The following is a 12,701-nucleotide window of genomic DNA, read 5'->3' as shown; positions in this document are numbered from 1 at the left end:
ATGGGAGCGCCCAGTATGGTTTTCATCGCATACAACTATAGGTGACGTTCATCTTCGCCTGTACGTGTTTCACACCAACCAACACTTCACTGAGCTACAAAACGGAGATTACTACTTCCTAATTAACATTTTATTATTAGTTTTTAATAATTATAGCACTGAAACCTAATCTTGCAAGAGTTTTTGCAAATTTTTTTCGTTTTATTCGTTCTTTTTAGGTAAAAAAGCTGATTTTAAGGGAAATGATCATGGAAAAACATTTGCTTATTTTAATTTAAAAGAACTTTATTAGAATTAATCACTCCAAAAAAATTTACTGACCGTTCTGAAGATCATTTTATGCTAGCGCATTTGCTTAGTTAGCTAAGTTATAACTTGCAAACTTCTCTTTAAAACATAGTTTTTTTGTTTTACTAAATTAAAACAAGGAATGGCACGATCACTTTTGTGATTGAAATAAAAAGGCGAAGACCATCAACCGGGTTCGCCTTTTTCTATTTTTCTTTTACTTCCTAATCAAATTAGAACAAAGAACCGACCTTCTAATTGACACGGATTTTAACGAAACTTTTCTAATTTGATCCCTTTATACGACCATCGACTAATTCGTAAATTCGATCAGCATCTTCTTTTAACCGTAAATCATGCGTAACGACGACCACGGCCTTATTTTCACGTCGAGCAATTTCCTGAAAAAGTTGACCAACCTCTGCCACCCGCTCGCTATCCAAAGCAGCCGTTGGTTCATCGGCCAAAATAAAATCAGGATCCGCATACAATGCCCGCGCGATTGCCACCCGCTGCGTTTGCCCACCGGACAACTCACCCGGATACTTATCTAATAACTGCGTAATTCCCAGTCGTTCTAAATAACCATCCATAGCTGCTGGTGACAAGTTTTCGGTTTTTTTAACCTTATCCACTAAAGCGAATTGTTCCTTGACCGTCAAATACGGCACTAAATTATAGGATTGAAGCACAAAGCCAATATGATCTAACCGAAAGCGGTCAGCTTCTTTGCCAGTTAACCGGCTAATATCTTGACCATTAATCAAAACTTTCCCTTTAGTTGGACGTTGTAAGCCACCTAAAATCGTCAGCAGGGTACTTTTCCCGGAACCAGATGGCCCCAAAATCAGCGTGAGCTCACCACGGTTGGCAATAAAATCGACACCCTGCAGCGCTTGAACCTGATTTAACCCGTGACCGAAGGTCTTATTCACTTGCTGTAGTACTAAATTTTCCATGTACTTATCCTCCAATCACTGTTACTGGATCAATTTTAGCAATCAACCGCATCGGAATCACAGCACCCAATAGCCCCATAACAACCAAAGCCAAGCCTGTCAGACCAATCAAACTAAAGTTAAAGAACATTGGCACCGCTGCTGGCATAATAGCACTCGTGCCGAGAGCCAAGGCCATGCTAACAACTACCGCTACACCCATCATTAAAATGGTTTGCGACAAAGTGTTTAACACTAAATAGCTAACCGGAATTCCCTGTGCCCGTAAGACAGCAAAGTTTTCCATCTTCTGCACCGTCAAAATATAGAGGAAGATGGCCACAATCACAACTGAAATCAGGATCAAAAAGGCAATCATCAACACGAAAGTCTTATTTTGCGCACTATAACCAGGCATTTTTTCAAACAATGCCGCCTTCGTAACTACCTGTAAGTTCCCGTCACGCACGGTCAGTTTTCCCCGGCTAACAAAGCCTGAACCAACAAATTGAGCAGTTGTCCCCTTAATGGCAGCCCACTGTGACTGGTCGCCATATACAACTGGTGCCATATTATATTCCGCATTTTTGGCAAAACCGACAACCGTTAGGGGCTGACTTTGCAGCCCTAGGGTTAATTGCTGCCCTAACTTGATCCCCTGATTGGCCAACTTACTAGAAATGACAACTTCATTCTTAGTTTGCCACAAGCGGCCCTTTGTCAACGAAATACTCTGGGCCACCTGACTGTTTTTACTCAAGCCAATAAACATCGCCGAGTCGCGGAGCTCACCCTTCTTTAAGATGCCTGGGGTTAAGGCGAGTAAATCAGCCCGCTTTCCCAAAACCCGGTCAGCATCTGCTTGCGTCAACAAGGACTGACTAAGGTCGCCGTTAGCATCTTTACTCAACACCACTGATTTGGTCTGCCAACTATTCACCGCCGCCGTATTTTCGTTGGCCAACCCAAGTGCTAAGGCACTTAGAATAAAAATTAAATAGGCAATCATCGCAATGACTGCTACGATCAACCCGTAACGTAACTTTTCTTTTTTAATTTCATGCCATGCTAAAAACATCTTAAACCTCCTGCTTGTTCCAGCCTGACAAGGCATCTAATAAGGCCAAAATTTGCTCTTTGTCGGTTGGTGCTAAAAAATATTCGCGAATCAAATGGTGAACGGCAACGTTGGCCAGCCATTGTGGCAAATCAGCCGTCGCTTGGTCCCAGTTTTTACTGCTGGTTTCTTGGTGATGAGCAGCCAAAATAGCCTCATCAACGACATAATAATTACTTAAAAAGGCGTAATACGGATTTTGTTCCACTCGGTCAATAAAAGATCGAGTCGCTTGAAATGGGGTATCCCCAACAAAACCCTCATGAATCGTCGCCATCACCTGGCCCAACGTGTAGCGGTAGGCATCTTCTAGGTCAGCAAAGTAAGTATAAAAAGATCCGCGAGCAATTCCGGCCGCTTTGACAATATTGTTAACATTGGCGTCTAAGAGCGAAGAGGTCGAAAATTCCTCTAAGAGAACCTGACTAATTTTTTCCTTTTTGTCTGCATTTAAGTTTAAAAATGTTGGTTTTGGCACTTTTATCCTCCCTAAAATGACACCGTGTCATTATTCATTCTCTAGTTTACTCGTTTATGACACACTGTCAACAATAAATCGTAATTCGCTCTTGAACACCCGCCCTTGTTTTGCTGAATAACTTAGTCGTTCGTTGCTGTTAGGCAACCTCACTAAATTTCATTTTTATTTAAAAAAAGCAAAAAAATAAGCCAACATAGTGGCTTATTAAAAAGAACCTGACCAAATATTGAAACAATAACGAGTTAATTCATGATCGACCGTTACTCTAAAATGGATAAACTTAACAGCTATTATTACCTGAAAAATGACAACCTTCACGTCAATATCATAACTGTATAGTCTGGCCATGAAAATCTATTTTTAAATTGTTTGTCGCAGTTCTCTTTGTTCAAAATATTCTCGGATATTGTTTAATGTTAACAAGTTAGTATTTTCAAAAACGATGCCAGCATCTTTTAAAATATCTTGCTCACCAATACCGATTGAAAAAATATTAGCTGCGTTAATCGCTTGTATTCCCATTGCAGCATCTTCAATACCTATGCATTGATCTGGTTTAAGGCTTAATAATTTTGCTGCCGTTGTAAAGATTTCCGGATCTGGTTTTCCCTTAGATAATTTTTGCGGGTCAACAATCTCAGAAAAATAATGACTCAGCCCTATTTTTTCTAATACCCTTGACGAATTTTTGGATGCCGATGCTAAAGCCAATTGATAATTGTTGTGTTTTAAACTTTCTAAAAACGGGACAATTCCGGGTAGAATATCATTTTTAGTCATATTATCAACTAACCTTAAATAATGCTTATTTTTATCATTGGCTAATTCTTGCTTTTCCCTTTCATTATATTGGTGGTCAGCAGGTACCGCTTGTAAAATTAATTCGAGTGAATCCTGTCGACTAACTCCTTTCAAGTTATTCGAAAGACTCTCCGTCCATTGTGCTCCGACTTGCTTGGCCACCTGCTGCCATGCAACATTATGCAGCCGCGATGTATTCGAAATAACACCATCTAAATCAAAAATAACTCCCTTGATATCCTCAAACTTCACTTTTTATTCCCTCCATTGCTAGCGGTACTTTCCCATTTGATTGCCTTAATTATTAATTTTGATTATTTTCGATAAGGTGTATTTTTTTTGATTAATAATAACTTCCAATGGGTCACCATTTATCAAGGTAATTTCTGTTGTCTGCTGATCGATTACAAACTTTAGTAACCGTTTTTTAAACATTAATCTAAATTCAAATGAATTCCATTCTTCTGGTAGATGTGGCAATATTTTCAGAATACCTTGAGCGGTTACTTGCATACCGGCAAATCCTTGAACAACATCGAGCCAGCTCCCACCCAAATTAGCCAAATGTAATCCGTCTTCTGTATTTCCTTGAAGGTCAATTAAATCCATCCGAACAGTATCAGAAAAATAACTATATGCCTTCTTCACGTTCCCCATTCTGGCAGCTACTGCACTAAAGATTGAGCGAGACAAGGAAGAATCATGTGTCGTAATTTTTTCATAATAATCAAATTCTCTGCCAAGTTGGGATTCAGTGATTGTTTCCGGAAATAAGAAATCAGCAAGGATGGTGTCGGCTTGCTTATTAACTTGATAGCGATAAATATGAAGTGGATGATAGTGCAGCAGTAACGGATATTGCGAATTTGGGGTCGTTTGAAACGGCCAGATTGGTTTACTGAAGAAACTATCATCCTGGGCATTAATAGCATATTGCGTATTTCTTGGAAAATATATATTGGTCGAAAGATGTTGGAATTGACGTAGCTCATTTTCGGAGGTATTTAATTTTAATAATATTTTCGGATTTGATACCGCTAATTTGTGCCCCACTGTGTAGGCCAGTTGAAGGTTATTTTCAGCCATTCGATTAGTAAAATAATTATTATCGACCATTGCCGTGTACTCATCTGGGCCGGTAACCGTCAAGAATTCAAACTTTTTTTGCCCATTTTTCTCTGTCCATGACCCGAATTCTCTCCAAAACCGAGCTGTTTCGAGTAGAATTTCGAAACCGTATTTTTCCATGAATTCATCATCGTCAGTGGCTTCATAGTATTTCCCAATTGCATAGGCTATATCCCCGTTAAGATGGTATGCTGCTGTACTTGCTGGATAATATGCTGATGTTTCTTCGCCATTAATTGATCGCCAAGCAAACAATGCACCACTATCAACACCTAATTCCCGCGCCCGTTTCCTTGCAAAAGCTAACGTATGATATCGATAAATTAACAGACTTTTAGCAATTTCTGGATTCGTATAAATAAAATAGGGCATCATATACATTTCTGTGTCCCAAAAAGTATGTCCTTCATAGCCAGGACCAGTTAAGCCTTTAGCGGCAATATTAGTGTGCCCATCCCTCCCTGCAGCCTGATTTAATTGGAAAATATTAAAGTGGAGAGCCAAGTTGATCTCATCGTTACCTGAAATCATTACTGCACTTTGTTGCCAAACTTTTTCCCAGAACTGATGGCTATTCTCTTTTATCTTTACAAAACTATGTTGCTCTATTGGAACAACCTTATTTTCATCTCCTTTACTAACTTGATAGATATAAGTGAGGTCAAAACTTGTTGTTAAATCACGTTCAGTTAACAATTTTTCGGATATTGAACGTCCTTGAATTGTGATTGATTGATTGGATTTTTTTGTTGCGATTTTTAGTATTTCTCGATCATCAGCACTAGCAATAATCTGCTTTGCTGCACTATTAACTCTGCGTGTTTTCCGTGGATCCTCCTGTGCCCCAATATCAGCAGCTTCACTGATTGCGTCCAATTTAAAACGTTTATCAACTATTAATTTTCCTTTGTACGAAAGCGGCTTAAAAGAAAATTTAATCCCATAAAAAGATAAATTCTTTTGATCAATGGCTGAAACCACTGTCATTTCGATTTTTTTATGAGCTTGATTACTGACTTCATAAACTTCGTGTAATTGTCCGTTCTCCAAATTGAGGGAAATATCTTTGATTGTGGCAGTATCAAACCGATGATGATTTTCATCTAGCAAAATGATTTTTCTCAGATTTAAGACCGGAACAATCGTTTGATTATTTTTTGGATAAAACGCGGCGGCTTCACCATATGTGATTGGACTATATTCAAAAAAACCGTTAACTAAAGTACCGGTATCATTTGACCCATTAATTGGATTACTAGCTTGTATGCCAACATATCCGTTTGACAAAGAAAATATAGCGGCAAGATTTCCATGTTTTTTAGAACTAATATCGTTTAATTTTAAAACCATCTGCTGACCATTCATCACACTACTCCTCATTAATCATTGACCGTTTTGACAAATCTAATCATTACTGCTGCTACTAAAGCTGAAATTCCTGCAATCAACATCATTGCACTCATCGATTTGTGTACCATAGGGAAAATTGCAAAGCTCGAAACGGAGGCGATAATTTGAGGAATACAGATTTGCCAATTAAACAAACCTAAATAGGCCCCTTCATTTTCGCCCTTAATACCACTTGTAATCATTGCAAAAGCTTCCGTTCCAATCGTTATATACATAATGCCAAATAAAGCAAATGGCACGATTGTTAACATTTTAGTCGAGATGAAAAACAGCATCATCAAGCCAATTCCGCCTAAAATCAGTGCAAAGAAGAGTGCCCCCCATCGCTTTGACGGTTTTAGTTGAGCCAAAACTAAAGTTCCCCAAAGCACACCGGTTAATGACTGCACAAAAGTTAAAATACCATTCCAATTGCCAGCCGCTTGGAAGCCAACACTAGCTGGATCTGTCGTATGCCACACATTTTCTGCTAATGCGCCAGTACTATAAGTCCAAACAAATTGAACAGAAATAAAACTAAACAACATCACAGCAGAAAGTTCCCAAAAAATTGATGGAGCGTTTTTTAAGAGTGAAATAAAGCTTGGTGTTTTTTCATTTTTATTTTTTTTCAATCCATGATACTGCTGATAATCTTGCGGGTTATATTCTTTGACATTCATAATTGTATAGAACGTCGTTGCCATAATAATGATTGCCCCCAGATAAAAAGAAATCTTAACACTGGCTGGAACCTCACCCTTCGGCGCAATATTGGAGAAGCCAATAATCGTAATTACAGCTGGTAGGATAGCGGCCAACATTCCTCCCGCATTCGAATAAATATTTTGTAACGACCATGCTTTATCCTCTTGTCGTTCATTAACCATGTCACCAATTAACATCTTAAATGGTTGTTGGCACATATTAGCAGAAACATCTAACATCATGATGCTAACAGCTCCAAAGATTAAAGCGGTCGAAGATCCATACCCAAATCCTAACGAACCAGCATTGGGTAAAAGAATCAAAACCAAAGCTGAAATAATTGCTCCGAATATCAAATATGGCAGCCGTCTGCCAAATCGATTCCAAGTCTTATCGGACATTCTACCGACAATGGGTTGAACAATCATCCCTGCTAATGGCGGTAAAATAAAGAACCAACCTAATTTAGTAGGATCCGTTCCGATGGTTTGGAATATTCTACTCATCTGTGATGTTTGTAAAAAAAAGGCCATATTTAATCCAAAATATCCAAAGGTAAGATTAAATATTTGTTTCTTTTCTAGAACAGGTAATTCATGTTGATAGTTTTCCATAAAGATTTCCTCCTTATCTTTTGTAATTTGATTATAGCATCTTTTTCTGAAAGCGCTTACACTTTTTTGTAAGCGTTTTTCTTTTCCTGAAAAAATGTTTATTTTTAAAATAAAATGATAAAAACAAAACATTTTAAATTTTTCTTTTCAAGTGACTTTCTACTAGCGCTAACCTTCACTATGAAACGCCAAAAGAATGTTCTTATTTTTACGTACCACTGAAACTTGCCCGCTCCATCATTGTTAGTTATGTTTTTCTTTTCACGACAGTGACTGATTCAGACTGTGTCCACTGGTCACGGTTAACACAATCACAATCCTAATCTAACTATCACTGTTTGAATTCATGAACCTTGGATTGGAACCCTGCAATACTAATGGATTTTTTCACGGATAATCACTGATTGACTTTGTCGACAATGACTAATTTAGACAGTATAAAACCCCAGAATTTGTCTAAATTCTGGGGTTTCTACAACCTTTACGGTGAAATTAGATAACATCCAAGTGCGTTTGACCGCTCTTGACCAAGCCCATCTTTAAGAGAACACGGTACAGCAAGAAGGACATCAAGGCAGGCAAAACAACTCCAAAGACTAGGAAGGTTCCCAACATCCCGGGATTCTTCGTTGCCAAATCAAGTGGCACAATTAATGAAGTCAAGCCCATTCCCGCCAAAGAGAATGGCACCGTCAAATGAAAGGCAACGGCAGCAATTGGTGCACAGACAGCTGCTGATACAACTGGTGGTAAGAAGAGCCATGGATTGCGGACCAAGTTTGGGAACTGGATCTTAGGCGTCACGAAAGCCTGTGCGATAAAGGTTCCTGGCTTGTTTTCGTGGAAAGACATCGCAGGATAAGCCGCAAACATAGCAGCCGTTCCAACTAGCATGGCACCAGCACCCATTGGTGAACTAACACCAGTTGCCCCGATGGCCACCGCTAAAGCTGCTGATGATGCTGGTGACATCAAGAAGACAGCGAACAACATGGCAACCAATGCTGTTCCAACAACTGGACTCCAACTAACAGTAGCAGCAATACCTTTACCCATTCCAACTAAGAGGGGCGTCGTCACACGAGCCAGGTAGTAACCTGAAACAGTTCCAACCAGCGTCGTTAATGCCGGCACGATAATCATATCTAACGGCGTTTTACCAGTTAACCACTTTCCAAAGAGAACGGCTACCACAGCAGCCATAACCGCTGAAATTGGTTGTCCTGTCGTCAAAACAATCGAACCCGGGGCTTGCACACTCGCAAAGCCAGTCACCGTTGATAATTTCATCGTCGTCGTCGTGAAAAAGGCCGCGTTAGCACCAACCGTTGCAGCAGCCATCGCTGAGAACATCACCATGGTATTTGTCTTTAACTGTGAGGCAACTGCCACGCCAAAGGCAGCCGGCAACATAACCTTAGCAATCAAACCTAATTGCACCAGTACTGGCCAATGAGTCAAGCCACCGATTGACTGCATCAAAAATCCCATTCCCAGCGTGACCAGGATCGCATTTGAAATCGCCGCACTAACGTTATAAACTTTCTCTTTTAATGTTTCTTGATCTTTTGGAGCTGCTTCAACAGCTGTTTCTGATTTTTCAAAGTCCAAAACATCTTCTTGAACTTTGTCTTCTGTTACTCGTGCATCCATATGCATCATTCCCCTTTTTTCTCTTAACCAATCGCAAATAAAAAAGGTCCTAACGCTAAGCGTTAGGACCTTTAACACTCAGTTACTAAGAACTAGTAACCGGTGCACTTAAAACCAACCTACTAGTTTAATTGTTTAGTAAGCTGATAATAATAATGACTTGTGATTGGGCCTGATTTGTTTGCATGAACTTGTACATAATCTTTACCCTCTTTTCTGCTCTTCTTTATATGATAAATTAATTATAACATTAGAATTTTATTAGTCAACACTAATTTTGATAATTTCATTAAACCATTTCCAGATGGGTTTGGCCTGACTTGATCCAACCAATTTTATGCATGATTCGATACAGAATGAAGGAAACCACCACTGGCACTACCACGCCGAAGACCATGTATGCACCAAAGACTGTCATGCCTCGACCGAAAAGAGCCAAAGGAACGATGAAGGAGTTGAAGCCAATTCCTGCCATTGCAAATGGTACGGTAATATGGAAGCCAATTGTTGCAATTGGTGCCGCAATTGCTGCGCCTACCATTGGCGGAATCAGCAACATTGGGTTCTTAATAATGTTGGGAAACTGGATTTTCGGAGTAACAATTCCTTGGGCAATTGTTGCCCCAATCTTATTTTCATGGAAGGACATCGCCGGATAAGAAACAAAGACAGCCGTCGTCCCAATCAAAATTGCACCAGCTGCTTCAGGTGAGCTAACACCGGTGGCACCAATCGCTACCGCCAAAGCAGCTGCAGAAGCAGGCGTCATTGTCAATGCCCCGAAGACCATGGCCACACAAGCCGTCCCAATAACAGGATTAACTGCAATACTTGCTGTAATCATTTCACCCATCTTAACCAGAATTGGTGTAGTCACAATTGCTAAGTAGTAACCAGATACCGTTCCGACAATCGTCGTCAAGGCTGGCACAATCACCATATCTAACGGTGTTTTACCAGACAACCACTTACCAAAGAGGACGGCAATCAAACCAGCCAAAACGGCTGAAATTGGTTGTCCGGTCGTGATAACGGTTGATCCAACCGCCTGTGCACTCGAAAATCCTGTCACCGTTGCCAGCTTCATGCTTGAAGTAGTAAAGAAAACGGCGTTTGCGCCAACCGTTGAGGCAGCCATCGCTGAAAACATCACCATCGTATTCGTCTTTAGTTGTGAAGCAATGGCAGCACCAAAGGCAGCCGGCAAAATGATTTTCGTAATCGCCCCCAACTGAATCATTGGTGCCCAGTGAATGAAGCCGGCAATCGTTTGCAACAACAAGCCCATCCCCAAAGTAACCAAGATGGCGTTTGAAACCGCCGCACTAACGTTATAAACCATCTCCTTCACGGACTCTTTGTCCTGTTTCCCTTCATTTTGATTGACCACCATTGCTTCGGCCTTTTCAAAATCAGCTACGTCTTCCTCAATCTTTGCTTGACGACTAATGTCCATCGCTTCTCTCCTTTACTAAATAAAAAAGGCCCCGGCAGTTTTACACTGCCGGGGCCTTTTGCCCAAGCAGCTACTGGAAGTTTCCTCCCAGTAGCTGACAAACTCAAAAATCAACTTACTAGGAGTACATTAGCAAGCTGAGCAACAACGCGAATTGAGATTGGGCGATTTGACTTTGATTCATAATATTCTTCATCAGTGAAACCGCCTTTCTTTCTTCGTCTTGTTTAATAATGATTTTATTATAACATGAGAATTTGATGAGTCAACACTAATTTTATTTTTTTTATTAATCGCTTATAAAATACGACCAACACGTTGGTCGTATCACCACATCAGTACAAAAGGTTTCTGAAAATTCAGAAACCTTTTTATTAATCGTGCACCTAATTTTGCGGCCACCGCCAGCTTAAGTAAGAAAAAGGCTAGCCAAAACAAAACCTTTCATCATTGATATCATTAGAACAAACCGGTAATCTGGCCGTTTTCATCGATATCGATATCCAAGGCGGCCGGATGCTTTGGCAAACCAGGCATAGTCAAAATGGACCCAGTCAGGGCCACTAAGAATCCTGCGCCAAGCTTAGGTACAAACTCACGGATATGAACCGTAAAGTCCTTTGGTGCACCTAATTTCTTCGGATCATCAGAAAGCGAGTATTGCGTCTTCGCCATCACGATTGGCAATTTATCCCAACCGTATTGCGCAAAGCCCGTCAATTGCTTTTCCGCTTTAGCAGATAGTTCGACAGCTACGCCGCCGTAAATATTTTCAACAATGGCCTGCAACTTCTCTAATGCAGGCGCATCTTCCTGGTACAGTGGGGTAAAATCAGCATCCGCCTGGGCGCTGGTTTCAATCACCGCTTGGGCGAGGTCCTGGGCGCCAGCACCGCCTTGTGCCCACACATCGGCCAAGAAGACCTGGGCACCAAGCGTTGCCACAAAGTCCTCGATCAACTTAATTTCAGCGTCGGTATCAGCCGTAAACCGGTTCACGGCGACCAAAACTGGGCGACCATAGCGTTGCATGGCCTTAATGTTTTGACCAAGGTTTTCCAAGCCGCCCTTTAAAGCCAGCAGGTCTTCTTGGTTCAAATCAGCTAATGCGGCACCACCGTGATGTTTCAAAGCACGGACGGTCGCAACAACGACAACCGCATCGGGTGCCTTACCAAGCTTTGGCACCTTGATGTCCATAAACTTTTCACCACCAAGGTCCGCACCGAATCCAGCTTCCGTGACAACATAATCCGCCAGCTGCAATGCCGTCTTCGTTGCCAAAACTGAGTTTGTTCCCTGGGCAATATTGGCAAAGGGACCGCCATGAATAATAGCTGGTGTGTGGGCCAACGTTTGGACCAAGTTTGGTTTAATCGCGTCTTTCAAGAGGACTGTCAGGGCACCAGCCACACCTAAGTCAGCAACCGTTACCGGTTTTTTATCATAATTATAGGCGACGACAATTTTTTCAATTCGCTGTTTCAAGTCTTGCAAATCAGTTGATAGTGTCAAGATAGCCATCAACTCGGAAGCAACCGTAATATCAAAGCCATCTTCACGCGGCACACCCGAGGTGGGTCCACCAAGACCAATCGTTGTGTGCCGCAAAGCGCGATCATTAATATCTAAAACCCGCTTCCACAAAATGCGACGTGGATCAATCTTTAACGGGTTACCTTGGTAAATACTATTATCCATCGCTGCCGCTAACGTATTATGGGCACTAGTCAGGGCGTGGAAATCACCAGTAAAATGCAAGTTGATATCAGCCATTGGAATCACTTGTGAGTAACCGCCACCGGTTGCCCCACCCTTGAGACCCATTACTGGTCCTAAAGAAGGCTCCCGCAAGGCAATCATGGTCTTTTGTCCAGCCAGGCTTAAGGCATCCGCCAAGCCAACCGTTACAGTTGACTTTCCTTCACCAGCTGGTGTCGGATTAATCGACGTTACCAAAATCAGCTTGCCCAAGTCTGATTGACGATCAACGCTTTTATCTAGGTTAATCTTAGCCTTATCATAGCCGTAAGGTTCAATTTCATGCGCTTTCAAGCCTACTTTTTCAGCAATCTCGCCGATTGGTTGAACAACCGCTTCTTGTGCAATTTCGATATCTGTTTTCACT

Annotated in this window: 9 protein-coding genes and 1 other annotated feature (1 of these 10 only partly in view); all 9 genes read right to left on the bottom strand. The window is 41.1% G+C overall.

The window, feature by feature from the left end:
• Positions 1-135, bottom strand: a binding site (T-box leader); it reaches 93 nt to the left of the window's first position.
• Between the two features lie 437 nt (positions 136-572).
• The 9 genes from ACSYSH_RS05400 to ACSYSH_RS05360 all read right to left on the bottom strand — a co-directional run bounded on the left by ACSYSH_RS05400 (position 573) and on the right by ACSYSH_RS05360 (position 12,700).
• Positions 573-1,247, bottom strand: a complete 675-nt coding sequence (locus ACSYSH_RS05400) for an ABC transporter ATP-binding protein (RefSeq protein WP_252773273.1) — start codon at positions 1,245-1,247, stop codon at positions 573-575.
• Between the two features lie 4 nt (positions 1,248-1,251).
• On the bottom strand, positions 1,252-2,304 hold the full coding sequence (locus ACSYSH_RS05395; RefSeq protein WP_489816184.1) for an ABC transporter permease: 1,053 nt from the start codon (positions 2,302-2,304) through the stop codon (positions 1,252-1,254).
• Between the two features lies 1 nt (position 2,305).
• Complete coding sequence (locus tag ACSYSH_RS05390) at positions 2,306-2,821, bottom strand: TetR/AcrR family transcriptional regulator (protein ID WP_491702230.1); 516 nt, start codon at positions 2,819-2,821, stop codon at positions 2,306-2,308.
• 363 nt (positions 2,822-3,184) lie between these two features.
• The gene (pgmB, locus tag ACSYSH_RS05385; RefSeq protein WP_491702231.1) at positions 3,185-3,877 is read right to left on the bottom strand and encodes a beta-phosphoglucomutase; all 693 of its coding nucleotides are present in this window, start codon (positions 3,875-3,877) and stop codon (positions 3,185-3,187) included.
• 45 nt (positions 3,878-3,922) lie between these two features.
• Positions 3,923-6,118 carry a glycoside hydrolase family 65 protein gene (locus ACSYSH_RS05380; protein WP_491702232.1) on the bottom strand — a complete coding sequence of 732 codons (2,196 nt, stop codon included), beginning with the start codon at positions 6,116-6,118 and terminating at the stop codon, positions 3,923-3,925.
• Between the two features lie 14 nt (positions 6,119-6,132).
• Positions 6,133-7,464 carry an SLC45 family MFS transporter gene (locus tag ACSYSH_RS05375; RefSeq protein WP_491702233.1) on the bottom strand — a complete coding sequence of 444 codons (1,332 nt, stop codon included), beginning with the start codon at positions 7,462-7,464 and terminating at the stop codon, positions 6,133-6,135.
• 492 nt (positions 7,465-7,956) lie between these two features.
• A complete protein-coding gene (locus tag ACSYSH_RS05370) occupies positions 7,957-9,123 on the bottom strand; it encodes a PTS sugar transporter subunit IIC (RefSeq protein ID WP_420842373.1) in 1,167 nt (388 codons plus the stop codon).
• 283 nt (positions 9,124-9,406) lie between these two features.
• The gene (locus tag ACSYSH_RS05365; RefSeq protein ID WP_252774419.1) at positions 9,407-10,510 is read right to left on the bottom strand and encodes a PTS sugar transporter subunit IIC; all 1,104 of its coding nucleotides are present in this window, start codon (positions 10,508-10,510) and stop codon (positions 9,407-9,409) included.
• Between the two features lie 522 nt (positions 10,511-11,032).
• Positions 11,033-12,700 carry a formate--tetrahydrofolate ligase gene (locus ACSYSH_RS05360; RefSeq protein ID WP_491702234.1) on the bottom strand — a complete coding sequence of 556 codons (1,668 nt, stop codon included), beginning with the start codon at positions 12,698-12,700 and terminating at the stop codon, positions 11,033-11,035.
• Between the last annotated feature and the right edge of the window lies 1 nt (position 12,701).

Source organism: Fructobacillus sp. ESL1117 (assembly GCF_058508565.1).
Note: the sequence above shows the minus strand (reverse complement) of the source record. Positions and strands in the feature narration are given on the sequence as shown.